A 16,156-nucleotide genomic window follows, 5' to 3' on the forward strand; every position below is an offset into this window, starting at 1 on the left:
GTGCCGACAAGCGGCAAGAGGCTCCCCGGGATGCGCTCCGGTCGGTCTGGATGACGACGTCGGTGATGGTCGTGGAATGAAATACCGGGCCGGTGGGTGATCAGCCCACCGGCCCGGTACGAGGCCACGGACGTGACCGCACGCTGTCACAGCACGTTCCCCGGTCGCGGACCCTCGTCGCCTCCGGCCGAACCGGTCAGGAGTAGGGGTAGAAGCCGCGGCCGGACTTCTTGCCCAGCAGCCCGCCCTCCACCATCCGCAGCAGGAGGGCGGGCGGGGTGAACTGCGGTTCGCGGAACTCCGCTTGCAGGGATTCCGCTATCGCGGCGACGACGTCCAGGCCGATCATGTCGGTCAGCCGCAGTGGCCCCAGGGGGTGCGAGCAGCCGAGCGTCATGCCCTGGTCGACCACCTCAGCCGTGGCGAAGCCGGACTCGACCATCCTGATCGCGCTCAGCAGGTAGGGGATGAGCAGGGAGTTGACCACGAAGCCGGCCCGGTCCGGCGAGCGGATCGGCGTCTTGCCGAGGGAGCCCCCGACGAACTCGGTCATGCGCTGCAGGGTGTGCTCCCCGGTGAGCAGCGAACCGATCAGCTCCACCAGCGGCATCACGGGCACCGGGTTGAAGAAGTGCAGGCCGACCACCTGCTCCGGCCTGCTGGTGACCCTGGCCAGGCGCATGATCGGGATGGACGAGGTGTTCGACGCGAGGATGGCCTGCGGGGATTCGACGACCTTGTCGAGTGCCACGAACAGCTCGGACTTCTGGTCCTCGTTCTCCCGGATCGCCTCCATCACGAGGTCGCGGTCGGCCAGGTCGTCGAGTTCGGTGGTGAACGCGACGCGCGCCAGTGTGGCATCCCGGTCGTCCTCGGACAGCTTGCCACGGGTCACGGCCCGGTCCAGCGAGGAGACCAGCCGTCCGAGCCCGGCGGGCACGGAGGCAGGCCCGGAGGCCACGACCACCACGTCCAGCCCTGCCCGGCCGCAGATCTCGGCGAGGCCGGCGCCCATCGTGCCGCTGCCGACGATCCCCACCCGGTGGATGGCACCCGGCAGGCTGACGGTCCCGGTCATGCGGGAACCCCCCAACGCAGCAGGCAGGCACCGATGGACATGCCGCCACCGAAACCGGCCAGCAGGACCAGATCTCCGTCGGACAACTCGTTGTTCCGGTTGGCCCGGTCGAGCGCGAACGGCACCGCCGCACTGCCCATGTTGCCGAACTCCTTCAGTACCAGGTGGGTGTGCGCGCCGGACAGCCCGGACCGCTCCACCAACTCATCCAGCATTACCCCGTTGGCCTGGTGCGGGACGAAGTGGTCCACCTCGTCGAGGCCGACGCCCGCCTTCGCGCACAGCGCCGCCATGGCCGGCGGCAGCTCCTCCATCACGAAGTCCCGCACCCCGCGGCCGTGCATCCGGAAGTAGTGGGCGCCCTCGTCCACGGTCTGATGACTGCTGGGCAGCCGGCTGCCGCCCGCCTCGACGCGGATCAGGCCGCCGGCGTCGCCTCGGCTGGCCAGGTGGAACGCGACCATGCCGGGCTCCGCCGCCGCGCCGACCACGGCCGCACCCGCGCCGTCGCCGAAGAGCACTGCGGTCCTGCGGTCGGAGAAGTCCAGAATGCGCGAGTACACGTCGGCGCCGATGACCAGCGCGCGGGCGCCCGGGTTCACCGCGATCAGGCTGCGCGCCAGCATCAGGCCGTACACGAAACCGCTGCACACCACGTTGATGTCGAAGCAGGCCGCGTTCCAGGCGTCCAACCTGTTCTGCACCAGATAGCTCGTCGGCGGTTGCGGCGAGTCCCCGGTCGAGGTGGCCACGACGAGGTAGTCCACCTGGTCGCAGGTCAGCCCGGCGTTCTCCAGCGCCTCTTGGGCGGCCCGCGTCGCAAGGTCGGAGGTCGCCTCGCTCGCGGCGGCGTACCGGCGGCTCAGGATCTGCGTCTTGCGTTCGATCCACTCCGGCTCGACGCCCACGCGCTCGGCGACCTCGGCGTTGCTGATCTCCTCCTTCGGCGCGTACGAGCCCGTCCCCAGGATGCTCACAGCGTGCTCGGTCACGGTTGCGTCCCCCCTCTCACCTGGCGGACCCGGTGAGGACCGGGACCGGGCTCGTGGATCGGTCCGAGTCCCCCAGCGGGTTGAGCCGGTCCGCACCGATCCGGGCACGCGAGGCGGGGTCGGTGACCCCGAGCCCGGTGTGCGGGGCCAGGCACAGCACACCGACCTTGCCGATGTGCTGGTTGTTCTGCACCAGCCGGGCGGCCTCGCCGATCTCGTCGAGCGGGTACACGGTGGACAGCGCGGGCATGAGCCTTCCCAGCTGCACCAGCCGGTTGAACTCCCGCAGTTCCTGCAGGTTGGCCGCGTGGCTGCCGATGATCCGCTTGAGGTTCATCCACAGGTAGCGGTTGTCGTACTGGTGCTGGTAGCCGGTGCTGGACCCGCAGGTGACGACCACGCCGCCCTTGCGCACCACGAACACCGAGATCCCGAAGGTGGCGGCGCCGACGTAGTCGAACACCACGTGCGGGTCCTCGCCCACCTCGGCCCGGATCCGGCTGCCGAGCCGCTTGCCCATGGCGATGGTCTCGTCCGGGCTCGGGGCGTGGCCGCCCAGGCCGATGTCGTTGCGGTTGATGACCACGTCGCAGCCCAGCCGGCGTAGCGCCTGCGCCTTCTCCTCCGAGCTGACCACACCGACGGGGATGCCGCCGCCCGCCTTCACCAGTTGCACCGCGTAGGCGCCGAGACCACCGGTGGCCCCCCAGATCAGCACGACGTCGCCCTGCTTGATGCGCGCACCGCGGTCGCTGACCAGCATCCGGTAGGCGGTGCTGCCGCACAGCGACAAGGACGCGGCCTCCTCCCAGGTCAGGTGCGTGGGCTTGGGCACCAGCTGGCTGACCCGCACCACCGCGTAGTGGGCCAGGCCGCCGAAGTTGGTCTCGAAGCCCCACACGCGCTGCTCCGCGCCGAGCATGCCGTCGGCGTGCGTCGCGGGCTCCTGGTCGTCCACGTAGGACGGTGAGACGACCACGTGGTCGCCGATGCGCCAGTGCCGCACCCCCGAGCCGACCCGCACGATCACACCGGCGCCGTCCGAGCCGATCACGTGGGTCGGCAGGTCGTGCCGGGCGGCGAACCCGCCCTGGCGGCCGAACCGGCGCAGGAAGTCGAAGGTGGGCAGCGGTTCGAACATCGCCGACCAGACCGTGTTGTAGTTGACGGAGCTGGCCATGACCGCGATCAGCGCCTCGTCCGGCGCCAGTTCCGGCATCGGCACCATCCCGACCCGGAGCGAGCGGCGCACGTCCTTGTCCGGGACGCCGTCGAACATGCGGGCGTCCTCTTCGTGCAGGTACGCGGCCAGGTACTCGTCCGGCACGTTCTCCCGGACCAGTTCGTCAGGCGAAGCACCCGCGAGAGCGGCTTCGGCCAATGCGTCCATGAGGAATTCCTTTGCCCTTGGTGCGGCGCAAATACGGTCGCCGCTGTGCGACGGTGTTCCGCTGGGGGTGGGGTCCGGGGTGTCTCCATTCAGGAGACCAGGCCCGACGGGTCAGCCGTGCAGGCCGTGCATCGACTGCACGCACTCCCGATCGCGTCGGCGGGGGAAATTGACGGAACCCGAATTCGAGCAGGCCCAGTCAATGGGCCACTGCTCGGTCATAGTGGCACAGCGCCCCAAGGGGGGTACAGATTCGGACGGACGAGCGGGCGGCCAAGTTTTGTCCGCCCTTGTGATGTTGGCGTTCGGGTCCTAGGTTCGTCAGCATTCACGGGGCGCGGCGGACGCCGGGTGTCCTGTCGACAGGACGACGGCGTCGGTGAACTCTGCCCGCCCCCAGGGGGCTTCTTCTGGGTCTTCGCGGCGTCCGGCACGCACCGGACGCCGCTCCGTCACCCGCGCTGCTCCACAAGAAACCCCTGACGGACTCCAATCCCGAGTCATCTCGTGACGGTTAAGGACGGTGGCAGTTGAGTACGAACCCCTTCGACGACCAGGAAAGCCGCTTCTACGTCGTGGTCAACGACGAGGAGCAGCACTCTCTGTGGCCGGTGTTCGCCGAGGTGCCCGCAGGCTGGCGGGTCGTCTTCGGTGAGGCGGCGAGGTCCGAGTGCCTGGAATACGTCGAGCAGAACTGGACCGATATGCGACCGAAGAGCCTGCGAGAGGCCATGGCGGCGAACTGAAAGCCGCTCGAATTTCGCTGGAGAACGCTGGTTGGAAGACAAGGCTGTGGGGGACATCCTGTGAGAACCGTCAGCAGTTACAAGCCGAAACCGGTGGCCACCCGCGGTGAGCCCGCGCAGCGCGATGTGGTGCTCTCCTTCGTGGGGAGACAGGCAACGGTGCAGAAGTCGGGGATGATCCTCCCGAAGGACCTGTCGGAGCGGTCCTGGGAGCGGATCGGGACCAGCCTGCGCGAGCTCACGAACTCCTCGGCGTGGTGGCTCGCCGACTGGCTGATCTTCGGGGAGGCCGCCTACGGCTGGCGGCGGTACCGGGAGGCGATCGAGCGCACCGGTCTCGACTACCAGACCTTGCGCAACTACGCGTGGGTGGCTCGGCGGTTCGAGCAGCACCGCAGGCGGGACAGCCTCAGCTTCGCCCACCACGCGGAAGTGACCCGCCTGTCGTCACCGGAGCAGGACTACTGGCTGTGCAAGGCCGAACAGCAGAAGTGGTCGCGCAATGAACTCCGCAAGGCGGTTCGCGCCAGCTTGAGCGAGCAGAGCCGCACGACCGAAATCCCCCCGAGCGGCGCTGACGAGAAGCAAGAGGTACCCCGGATCGCCGCGTCGGCGGGCGCTGACAAGCGCCGGCGGAAGGCCACCACGCTCACCATCGAGCTGTCGGCCGACCAGCTGGACTACTACTCGAAGTTGGCTGCCGCGCACGGTCTGCCCGTCGAAAAGTGGGTGACCAAGGTGCTCGACGCCACCGATCGGCTCACCGCCTAGAGGCGCACCGCCCAGAGGTGCCTGACAAGCCCGTTCCCCGTGGTGCGCCGGCGGCTCGCCTGATCGGACACCTGTCACATCGGAGTCAGTTGATGATCCTTCAGGGAAAGCGGGTTGCCCTGCCCTCGGCGCCCGTCGTCCACAAGCAGTTCGAGGCGCACGCGGCAGCCACGCCCGACGCCGTTGCCGTCTTCTGTGCCGGACAGCAGGTGACGTACGCGGAGCTGGACGCGAGGGCGAACCGGTTCGCGCACTTCCTCGCCACGTGCGGACACGGACGCGGCGCGAAGGTCGGGGTGTGCCTCGACTACTCGATCGACATGCTCGTCGCCGTCCTCGGGACGCTGAAGGCGGGCGCGGCCTACGTACCGTTCGATCCGGCCTACCCGTCGGCCAGGCTCCAGCTGCTGCTGGGTCAGGTGCCCGACCTCGCCCTGATCGTGGCCTCCCCGGCGACGGCGGGGCTGGTCGAGTCGGCGGCCGTCGAGGTCATCGACCTCGGGCAGCTGTCCGACTACCTGGCCGGTCTCCCGGCGACTGCTCCCGCCGTCTCCGTCACCGGGGACGACGTGTGCTACGCGGTCTTCACGTCCGGCTCGACCGGTACGCCGAAGCTGACCGCGGTGCGGCACGAGGGCTGGTTCAACCTGATGAACTGGCTGAAGCTCGAGTACGGCCTGCACCAGGGGTCGAACAACCTGGTCGTCAGCGCGTTCGGGTTCGACCTCTCCCAGCGGGCCCTGATGACGCCGTTGTTCTGCGGCGCCACCCAGTACCTGATGGCGAGCCGGAACTTCGACGCCATGCTCGCCTACCGCATGCTGACCGAGCACGAGGTACGCGTGATCCACTGCGCCTCCAGCACGCTGTACCTGCTGGTGGACTGGGAGACCGCGCGGGGCGGTGACGCGCTCACCCGGCTCGACTACATGCTCTTCGGCGGGGAGCCGCTGAAGTTCGAGCGGATCGCGGACTGGGCGCGGCGCGAGGGCAACACCTGCACCCTCCTGCACCAGTACGGCGTCGCCGAGTGCACGGATGTCGCGACGTCGTACGACCTCGCCGGACACCGGCCCGGCGGACAGCAGGTCGCACCGGTCGGCAGGCCGGCCCACAACACCGACATCCACCTCCTGGACGCGCAACTGCGCGGGGTCGCGCCGGGGGAGCAGGGCGAGATCTGCATCGCCGGGGCCAGCGTCGGCGCGGGCTACCTCAACACAGGTCCCGAGAACCAGAAGTTCACGACGATCGAGGTCGACGGAGAGCCGCGCAGGGTGTACCGCACGGGCGACCGCGGCTACGTCACCGAGGCCGGCGAACTCGTCGTCCTCGGCAGGATCGACGCGCAGGTGAAGGTGCGGGGCATGCGCATCGACCCCACCGACATCGAGCGCGCGCTCGCCAGGCTGTCCGGGGTACGGGAGGCCGCCGTGGTGGTCACGTACACCGGCGCCGGCGAGGCCGAGCTGACCGCGTTCATCGTTCCCGAAGGGGAGGATCTCGCCGAGAACGACGTGCGCACCGCTCTCCTTGAGACGCTGCCGCGGAACATGGTTCCGGCCGCATTCATCACCGTCCCGCGGCTTCCGTTGAGTCCGCACGGGAAAGTGGACCGCGCGGCGCTGGTCGACGCTTACATGAACCAGCCTGCCGGTAGCGCCACGGCGGCATAGCCGACGGCCCGCGATGACAATCGAGAGGAATGTGGGGATGATTTCCGATGGGGTGCGCACCATCTGGTGCCGGGAACTCAAGCGCGATGACATATCGGGCGACGACGACTTCTTCGCCCTGGGCGGTCAGTCCGTGATCATGGCCAGGATCCAGGGCGCCTACATCGAGGAGTTGGGCGTCGAGGTGCCGATGGACCAGATGTACCTCAACCCGACAGTGGCGTCGATTTCCGCGTACATCGCATCCCTGGGTGCGGCAACCCGATAGCGTCGGGAGCCTTCGGGCCGTGTCGTGTCTCGCCGGCGAGACACGACACGGCCCGAAGGCTTTTTGGGGCCCGGCCCAGCTCCATATGTATTTCCCGAGCCTGTTCGGACGGCTAACATCGAATTCGTGCTCGTTTAGCGGGTATTCCGTCCGCTGCGTCGATAGCGCGCTTGAGAATCGCTAAATTTCCGGCTGAGGTCGCTTTGCGGCCAAAAAACAATCTGGTAGGAGTGGCGCTATGTACGACGTGATTGTCATAGGTGCCCGTTGCGCGGGCTCGCCCACGGCCATGTTGTTCGCTCAGCAGGGATACCGAGTCCTGCTCCTGGAGAAAGCGCGCTTCCCGCAGGACACGCTGTCCTCGCACTACATCCACCAGGAGGGCGTTGCACTGCTCAATCGGTGGGGGCTGCTCGACAGGCTCCGCGACGCGGGCTGCCGGCCGATCACTCACCAGAGCTACGAGGGGCCCGGCGTCCGTATCGACGGCTTCTCCCTGCCGATCGACGGCCTGCGGACCACGTACGCGCCGAGACGGTACTTGCTCGACCCGATCCTCGCGGACGGGGCCGTGGCGGCCGGTGTGGAGTTCCGGGAGTCCTGCGCGGTCAACGACCTGGTGTTCGAGGGTGACCGGGTCGTCGGGGTGCGGTACACCACGCCCGGCGGCGTCCAGGCGACGGACCGGGCGCGCCTCGTCGTCGGCGCGGACGGCATGCGCTCCCTGGTGGCCCGCAAGGCCGGAGCCCCGAACGTGATCGAGCACCCGCGGCTGACCTGCACCTACTACAGCTACTGGGCCGGGGTTCCCGCACACTTCGAGCTGTACGAACGGCCGGGGCGCTGGGTCGGTGTCATCCCGACCAACGACGACCTCACGTTGCTCATGACGTACTTCCCGCAGGACGAGTACAACGACGTCCGCAAGGGAGTTGAGCCCTTTTACCTGGAGACCTTCCGCTCGACGGCGCCCGAGCTGTACGAGCGGATGCAGTCCGGCGAGCGCGTGGAGCAGCTCTACGGGACGGGGCATCAGGAGAACTACTTCCGCAAGGCCTTCGGACCCGGGTGGGTGCTGGTCGGTGACGCGGTGAACCACAAGGACTCCATCACCGCCCGCGGTATCACCGAGGCCTTCGTCCAGGCCCAGACGCTCACCGATTGCATCGGGGACCGGTTGCACGACGAAGCCGCGCTCACGGCGGCGCTGAGCCGCTACGAGGACAACCTGGGCGACGACGCCTTCAGCCACTACCAGGGCGCGCTCAACGTGGCCGAACTCAAGCCCGAGGGGCGGGTCGAGATGCTGCAAAAGCTGGTCGGACACCAGGAGCTGATCGACCGGTACTTCTCGACGCTGTCGGGGGCGTGCTCCATCGACGACTTCTACAACGACGAACTGTTGACCTTGCTCGACCAGAGCTGAGTGACGGCTCGCTCCCTGGTTCTGCCGATTTTGGAGACTCAATGATCCCGTTGTCGTTCGCGCAGCGTCGGCTGTGGTTCGTGGACCAGTTCGAAGGCCCTTCACCGACCTACAACGGCTCCTTCGCCCTGCGGCTGACCGGTGAGCTGAACGTGGAGGCGCTCCAGGCGGCGCTCCGCGACGTCATCGACAGGCACGAGGTCCTCCGCACGGTGATCGTCGAGGGCGACGACGGTGTGCCGCACCAGCAGGTGCTGGCATCCGGGGAGAAGCCGTTCGACCTGCCGGTCGTCGAGGTCGCGGAGGAGGAGCGGGCCGCGGCGGTCGACGAGGCGGCCACCGAGACCTTCGACCTGGCCGCCGACATACCGATCCGCGCCAGGCTGGTGCGGTGCGGACCGCGCGAGCACACCCTCGTCGTGGTGGCGCACCACATAGCCGTGGACGGTGAGTCCTTCGGGCCGCTGTTCCGCGATCTCACCACCGCCTATGCGGCCCGCAGGGAGGGCAGGGCTCCGGCGTGGGAGCCGCTGCCGGTGCAGTACGCGGACTACACGCTGTGGCAGCGGGACGTGCTCGGTGACGAGTCCGACCCGGACAGCCTGGCGGCCCGGCAACTGGCGTACTGGCGTGAGGCCCTGGCCGATCTGCCGCAGCCGCTGGCCATGCCGACCGACCGCCCGCGCCCGAGGGTGATGAGCCCCGACGGCGACCGGGTCCAGTTCTCGATCGGCCCGGACCTGCTCGCGGCCGTGGAGAAGCTGGCCGCGGAAGCGGAGACCACGGTGTCGATGGTCATGCACTCGGCACTGGCGGTGCTCCTGCACCACCTCGGGTGCGGTGACGACCTGCCCATCGGCGCGCCGATCACGGACCGCACCGACGAGGAACTGCGCGACCTGGTCGGCTTCTTCGTCAACACCTGGGTGCTGCGCGTCGACCTCTCCGGGACCCCGACCTTCCGCCGGCTGCTCCAGCGGGTGCGCGAGCGGTCCCTCGCCGCGTACGACAACCAGGACATGCCGTTCGAGCGGTTGGTGGAGCTGCTCAACCCGGACCGGTCCACCGCCTACAACCCCTTCTTCCAGGTCATGCTCTCCTGGCAGCCGCCCGTGCCGGATCTGGAACTCCCCGGCCTCGGCGTCCGCACCGAGAGGCTTGAGACCAACACGGCCAAGTTCGACCTGTTCTTCGACCTGCTCCCGAACAGCTCGGGCGGCGCGGAATGCCGTCTGGAGTACGCCACCAGCCTGTTCGACCGGGACACGGCCGAAGGCATCGCGCAACGGTTCGTCCGCGTACTGGGCCGACTCGTGGCCGACCCGGAGCGGGTGATCGGCACCGTCGACGTGCTCGACGCAGCCGAGCGGGACCAGTTGCTCACCCGGTTCAACGAGACCGCCACCGCGGTGCCCGAGCTGACGGTTCCACAGCTGTTCGAACGCCAGGTGGCCAGTACGCCGGACGCCCCGGCGATCGTGTGCGACGACCGGACACTGACCTACCGGGAACTCGACGACCGGGCCAACAGCGTCGCCTGGGAGCTGGTCCGGCGCGGTGCCGGGCCGGAAGACCTGGTGGTTCTCTGCCTGCCGCGCACGGAGGACCTTGTGGTCGGCCTGCTCGGGATCCTCAAGTCCGGTGCCGGGTACGTGCCGATGGACCCGCAGTACCTCAGCGGGCGGGCGGAGACCGTGCTGTCCGAGGCACGCCCGCGGTTCGCGGTCACCGACACCGCGACGTGGCAGGACCTGCCGGACAACGACATCTCGACCGTCAACCTCGATCAGCGCGCGGAATGGCAGGCGCCCCCGGGGGCGCTGGACAACGCGGACCGGGTCTCGCCGCTCGGCCCGGACAACCTGGCGTACGTGATGTACACGTCCGGCTCCACGGGCAAGCCGAAGGGCGCGACGATCACCCACCGCAACCTCGTCAACGGCGTGCGGGAGCTGGTGCGTGTCCTCGACGCGCCGCCCGGGTGGCGGATGCTGGCCGGCACCTCGGTCAACTTCGACGTCTCGGTCTTCGAGCTGCTGACCACCCTGTCCACCGGCGGCACCGCCGAGGTGGTGCCGAACGCGCTGGCGCTCGGCGAGCGGGACAGCTGGGACGGCCACGTGATCAGCGCGGTCCCCTCGGTACTTGGCGAACTGGTCGGCCACCTGGACAGGACGACGGACGTGCGCACGGTCGTCCTCGCGGGCGACGTGCTCCCGGCCCGGCTGGTGCGGCAGGTGCGCGAGGCCCTGCCCGGCGTGCAGGTCGTGAACTCCTACGGGCAGAGCGAGAGCTTCTACGCCACCACGTTCTCCCTCGCGGCGTCCGAGGAGTGGGCCGAGAGCGACGTAGCGCCCATCGGCACCCCGCTGGGGAACATGCGTGCCTACGTGCTGGGCCCGGGACTCACCCCGGCGCCGCAGGGCGTGATCGGTGAGCTGTACGTGGCCGGGACCTGCCTGGGCCGCGGCTACCACGGCCGTCCGGGCCTGACCGCCGAGCGCTACGTGGCGAACCCGTTCGGCCCCGCCGGCGAGCGGATGTACCGCACGGGCGACCTGGCCCGCTGGAACGCACAGGGCCGGCTGGAGTGCGTCGGCCGCGGCGACGGCCAGGTGAAGGTGCGCGGCTTCCGCATCGAGACGGCCGAGGTCGAGGCCGCGCTCACCGCGCACCCCGGCATCAGCGAGGCCGTGGTCATCAGCCGGGAGGTTCCCTCGGGCGGGCGGCAGCTCGTCGCGTACGTGGTGCACACCGGCGAGGGGGCCGTCGGTGACGACGGCGCCGGTGGTATCGGCGATGTGGATGTGCAGGCCGGTGCCTCGGCCGCCGAGCTGCGCAAGTTCGTCGCGGCACGGCTGCCCGACTACATGGTGCCGTCGGCCTTCGTGGCCCTCGGCCGACTGCCGCTCGGGCCGACCGGCAAGCTGGACCGCTCGGCGCTGCCCGAACCGGAGTTCCTCGGCGAGGCCTACCGGGAGCCGCGCACCGAGGCGGAGACGATCATCACCGCGGCGTACGCGGACGTGCTCGGTGTGGAGCGGGTCGGTATCGACGACGACTTCTTCGCGGTGGGCGGGGACAGCCTGCGGTCCATCCAGGTGGTGGCGCGGGCCCGGGCCCGGGGGCTGACCCTCACCACACGGGAGATCTTCGAGTGCCGCACGGCGGCCCGGCTGGCCGAGGTGGCCTCCGCCCGCCGGGACCAGGTGCCCGCGCTCGCCGAGCTCGAGGGCGGCGGCGTCGGCCCGATGCCGCTGCAGCCGGTGGCCCGGCACGTCTTCGAGCACGGCGTCGGCATGAACCGGTTCGCCATGTCGATGGTGCTGGAGCTGCCCGCGGGCATCGATGGCAGTGGTCTGGCCGCGACGCTGGACGCCGTACTCGACCGGCACGACCTGCTGCGCGCGCGACTGGTGCGCGGCGACGAACTCTCCCTCGTCGTGCGTCCGCAGGGCGCCGTGCGGGCGGCCGACCTGATCCGCCGGGTCCCCTGCGACGGCCGGTGGGACGAGCCGGCGCTGCTCGAACTGGCGAAGGCGGAGCTGGACGAGGCCACCGGGCGACTCGACCCGGAAGCCGGGACCATGGCGGACTTCGTCTGGTTCGCCGCGGAGTCCGGCGAGGGGCGGCTGCTCGTGGTGCTGCACCACCTGGTGGTGGACGGTGTCTCCTGGCGCATCCTCATGTCGGACTTCGCCGAGGCATGGCAGCAGGTCCGGTCCGGCAAGACGCCCGAACTGCCCGCGGTCGGCACGTCGGCCCGCCGCTGGGCCGCGGCGCTGGAGAACGAGGCATTCTCCCCGGAGCGGGAGGACGAGCTGGACCACTGGCGCGACACGCTGGAGTCGCCCAACCCCCCGCTGGGCACGCGCGCGTTCGACCCGGCGGTGGACGTGTTCTCCACGCTCGACACCGTGCGCGTCGAGCTGCCCGCCGAGGTCACCGACGCGGTGCTGACCAGGCTTCCTGCCGCGTACAAGGGCACCGGCACCGACGTGCTGCTCGCCGCGCTCGCCCTCGCGGTCAACCGCTGGCGCGGTGACGACAGCTCGACCCTGGTCCGGCTGGAAGGACACGGCCGCGAGGAGGACGTCGTCCCCGGCGCCGACCTCTCCCGCACCGTCGGATGGTTCACCAGCATGTACCCGGTTCGGGTGGACGTGCAGGGCGTCGACCTCGCCGACGTGCTGGCCGGCGGCCCCGCCGCAGGCCAGGCGGTCAAGCGGATCAAGGAACAGCTGCGCGGGGTGCCGGACAAGGGCGTGGGGTACGGACTCCTGCGCTGGCTGAACCCGGAGACCGCCGCGCAGCTGGAGGAGTACGCGGCACCGCAGATCGGCTTCAACTACCTCGGCCGGATCTCCGACGCCGACGTGCCCGAGCATCTGCGCGCCCAGGGATGGGTGCCGGCCGACTGGTCCTCCGAGCTGATCGCGATGCCCGACCCGGACCTGCCCGCGCTGTCCGCGCTGGAGGTCAACTCGGTCGTCACGGACACCGCCGACGGCACCCGGCTGCAGGCCGCCTTCATGTTCCCCACCGGGGTGCTGTCCCGCGAGCGGACCGCCGAACTCGCCGAGCTGTGGGTCCAGGTGCTGCACGGCATGGCCGTACACGCCGCACGCCCAAAGACCGGTGGTCTCACGCCCTCGGACGCCCCACTGGTCTCGGTGAGCCAGGAGGAGATCGACGGCTGGGAGCAGCGCTACGGCCGGCTGGCCGAGGTGTGGCCGCAGGCCCCGGGCCAGTTGGGCATCCAGTTCCAGGCCGCGTTCGCCGACGGCGCATTCGACGTCTACCACATGCAGTTCCTGCTGCACCTGTCCGGGCACGTGGACCCGGCGCGCATGCGGGCGGCCGGTCAGGCGCTCCTTGAGCGGTACCCGAACCTGCGCTCCGCGTTCGTCGCCGGGGCCGACGGTGAACCGGTCCAGGTCGTGGCGGAGCACATCGCCATCCCCTGGCGGCACATCGATCTGACCGGCCTCGGTGAGGCCGAGCAGATCGCGGCCGTCGACGAGGCCCTCGCCGAGGACCGAGCCGAACAGCTCGACCCCTCCCGGCCGCCACTGATCCGCCTGGCTCTGCTGACCTGCGGGCCGCGGCAGGCGAAGCTCATCCTCACCGCGCACCACACCCTGTTCGACGGCTGGTCGTCGCCGCTGGTCATCAAGGACCTGGTCCGGCTGTATGCCGGGACCGAGGAGCTGGCTCCGGTCCGCAGCTACGGCGACTACCTGGGGTGGCTCTCCAAGCAGGACCGGGACGCGTCGGCCGCCCGGTGGAAGGAGGAGCTGGCCGACTTCGACCAGCCGACCCTGGTGGCCGCAGACCTCCCCGTCCGTGGGGAGGCGAAGGCCCTCGGGCGCATCGAGGTTCCGCTGTCGATCGACAAGGGGCGGGAACTCGCCCGGCGCGCCGCGGAACTCGGCGTCACGCTGAACACGCTCCTGCAGGGTGCGTGGGCGGTCCTGCTCTCGAAGCTGACCGGGCAGCACGACGTGGTGTTCGGCGCCGCCGTCAACGGCCGTCCGGCGGACCTGGTCGGTTCGGACGAGATGGTCGGCCTGTTCATCAACACCCTGCCGACCAGGGTGCGCTGCCGACCGAACGACAGCGTGGGCGAGGTCATCACCGATCTGCAGAACCGCCAGATCTCCCTGCTCGACCACCACTACTACGGGCTGGCCGACATCCAGCGCGGCGTCGGGGTGCCCTCGCTGTTCGACACGATCGTCGTCTTCGAGAACTACCCGATCGACCGCGAGGGCATCGTCGAGGCGAACGAATCGGCGGGCTTCACGATCGACGCCATCCGGCCCTTCGCGGGCTCGCACTACCCGCTCACCCTCAACTCCTCCGACCCCTACCTGCGGCTCTCCCTCGACTACCAGACCACCCTCTTCGACCGCGACGCGGCCGAGGTGATCGCCGCCCGGCTCGTCCGGGTGCTGGACCAGGTGCTCGACGACCCGAAGACGCCGGTCGGTGCCATGGAGGTGCTGTCGGCACAGGAGCGGGACTGGCTGGTGCGGCGGGTCAACGACACGGCGCACCCGGTGGCCGCCGACACGCTGCCGGGTGCGTTCGAGGCCCAGGTGGAGCGTGACCCCGACCGGGTGGCTCTGATCGGTGATCAGGAGACGCTGACCTACGGGGAGTTCAACCGGCGTACCAACCAGCTGGCGCACTGGCTGGTCGAGCAGGGCGCGGGCCCCGAGCGGCTGGTCGCGGTGCGCATCCCGCGCTCGGTCGATCTGATGGTGGCGATCTACGCGGTGGTGAAGGCCGGCGCGGCCTACCTGCCGGTGGACCCCGAGCTGCCCGAGGACCGGGTGCGGCACGTGCTGGACAGCGCCAGGCCGCTCCTGGTGCTCGACGCGGACCTGCCGGACGTCTCCGGGTACCCGGAGACGAACCCTCAGCGCGCACTGTCGCCGGACAACGCCGCGTACGTCATCTACACCTCCGGCTCCACCGGCGGCCCCAAGGGCGTGCAGGTGGCACACCGGTCGATCATGAACCGGCTGAAGTGGGGTCTGGCGCACTTCGAGGTCGGTGTCGAGGACCGGGTGCTGCTGAGCACGACGGCGAGCTTCGACGTGTCGGTGCCGGAGCTGTTCGCGCCGCTGCAGGCCGGTGCCGCCGTGGTCATCGCGCGTCCGGACGGGCGCCGGGACCCGGCCTACCTCGCCGACCTGATCCGGCGCGAGCGGGTGACCGGCGCGGACTTCGTGCCCTCCCTGCTGGAGGCGTTCGTCACCGAGCCCTCCGCCAAGGAGTGCGGCAGCCTGCGCTGGGTCGAGGTCGCGGGCGAGGCGTTCCCGGCCGCGCTGGCCAACAAGGTCGTCGACCTGCTGCCCGGCTGCGGTGTGCACAACCTCTACGGCCCCACCGAGGCGGCGGTCGAGGTCACGGCGTGGCAGCACGTGCCGGGTGCGGATCGGGTGCCGATCGGCGCACCGATCTGGAACACCCAGGTGTACGTGCTGGACGCGGCGCTGCGCCCGGTCCCGCCGGGGGTCGCCGGTGAGCTGTACCTCGCCGGTACCGGGCTGGCACGGGGCTACCTCGGGCAGAGCGCGCTGACCGCCGGCCGGTTCGTCGCCTGCCCGCACGGTGCGCCGGGAACCCGGATGTACCGCACCGGCGATGTCGTGCGGTGGAACCAGGACGGCCAGGTCGAGTACATCGGGCGGTCCGACTTCCAGGTCAAGGTGCGCGGGTTCCGTATCGAGCTGGGCGAAGTGGCGTCGGCGCTGACCGCGCACCCGGACGTCGACAACGCGGTGGTCGTGGTGCGGGAGGACCGCGCCGGTGACCAGCGGCTGGTCGCCTACGTGGTGCCGGCCGGCAAGGCGGACCCGGCCGGGCTGGACGTCGCGGCCCTGACGGACCTGGTCGGGCAGAGCCTGCCGGAGTACATGGTCCCCTCGGCGATCGTGCCGCTCGCGGAGCTGCCCACGACACCCAGCGGCAAGCTCGACCGTGCCGCGCTCCCCGCGCCCGACCACACCGAAGCCGCGACGGGACGAGGGCCGCGCAACCACAACGAGGAAGTCCTCTGCCGGCTGTTCGCCGAGCTGCTCGGCGTGGAGGAGATCGGCATCGACGTCGACTTCTTCAAGTACGGCGGGCATTCGCTGCTCGCCACCCGGCTGACCGGCCGAATCCGCAACGAGCTCGACGTCGACGTGAAAGTCACGACGGTGTTCCGCAATCCGACCGTCGCCCAGCTGGCGGACCGGATCCAGGAGCTGGCCACGTCGAACCGCCCCCAGCTTCGCAAGATGACCGTGTAGGAGA

The 16,156-nt window shown here is 70.0% G+C and carries 9 protein-coding genes; 6 read left to right on the forward strand and 3 right to left on the reverse strand.

Translation table 11 applies throughout. The features are described from left to right. Positions 1–196: 196 nt before the first annotated feature. From EDD92_RS49065 to ccrA, 3 genes are read right to left on the reverse strand one after another with little or no spacing between them, the layout of a single operon-like run. Positions 197–1,078 (reverse strand): 3-hydroxybutyryl-CoA dehydrogenase, encoded by an 882-nt coding sequence (locus tag EDD92_RS49065; protein WP_123970971.1) that lies wholly within the window; start codon positions 1,076–1,078, stop codon positions 197–199. Next, positions 1,075–2,070 (reverse strand): 3-oxoacyl-ACP synthase III family protein, encoded by a 996-nt coding sequence (locus EDD92_RS49070; protein ID WP_123970972.1) that lies wholly within the window; start codon positions 2,068–2,070, stop codon positions 1,075–1,077. Before EDD92_RS49070 ends, EDD92_RS49065 begins: the two co-directional genes overlap by 4 nt. A gap of 16 nt (positions 2,071–2,086) precedes the next feature. Next, positions 2,087–3,460, reverse strand: coding sequence for a crotonyl-CoA carboxylase/reductase (gene ccrA / locus EDD92_RS49075; protein WP_123970973.1), 1,374 nt, complete (start codon positions 3,458–3,460; stop codon positions 2,087–2,089). Positions 3,461–3,990: 530 nt separating this feature from the next. Between ccrA and EDD92_RS49080 the strand changes: the two genes are divergently transcribed. The 6 genes from EDD92_RS49080 (at position 3,991) to EDD92_RS49105 (ending at position 16,152) form a co-directional block, all read left to right on the forward strand. Continuing rightward, on the forward strand, positions 3,991–4,206 hold the full coding sequence (locus tag EDD92_RS49080; protein ID WP_123970974.1) for an MbtH family protein: 216 nt from the start codon (positions 3,991–3,993) through the stop codon (positions 4,204–4,206). Positions 4,207–4,266: 60 nt separating this feature from the next. Next, a complete protein-coding gene (locus EDD92_RS49085) occupies positions 4,267–4,977 on the forward strand; it encodes an LmbU family transcriptional regulator (RefSeq protein ID WP_221268336.1) in 711 nt (236 codons plus the stop codon). A 92-nt stretch (positions 4,978–5,069) separates the two neighbouring features. Further along, positions 5,070–6,653 (forward strand): amino acid adenylation domain-containing protein, encoded by a 1,584-nt coding sequence (locus EDD92_RS49090; RefSeq protein WP_123970975.1) that lies wholly within the window; start codon positions 5,070–5,072, stop codon positions 6,651–6,653. Positions 6,654–6,690: 37 nt separating this feature from the next. After that, a complete protein-coding gene (locus EDD92_RS49095; RefSeq protein ID WP_123970976.1) occupies positions 6,691–6,921 on the forward strand; it encodes a phosphopantetheine-binding protein in 231 nt (76 codons plus the stop codon). Positions 6,922–7,159: 238 nt separating this feature from the next. Further along, positions 7,160–8,347 (forward strand): NAD(P)/FAD-dependent oxidoreductase, encoded by a 1,188-nt coding sequence (locus EDD92_RS49100; RefSeq protein ID WP_123970977.1) that lies wholly within the window; start codon positions 7,160–7,162, stop codon positions 8,345–8,347. 41 nt (positions 8,348–8,388) lie between these two features. Further along, on the forward strand, positions 8,389–16,152 hold the full coding sequence (locus EDD92_RS49105) for a non-ribosomal peptide synthetase (protein ID WP_123970978.1): 7,764 nt from the start codon (positions 8,389–8,391) through the stop codon (positions 16,150–16,152). The last annotated feature ends 4 nt before the right edge of the window (positions 16,153–16,156 follow it).

Origin of the sequence: Streptomyces sp. TLI_185, from assembly GCF_003814765.1 — a bacterium.
Classification (GTDB): Bacteria; Actinomycetota; Actinomycetes; order Streptomycetales; family Streptomycetaceae; genus Streptomyces.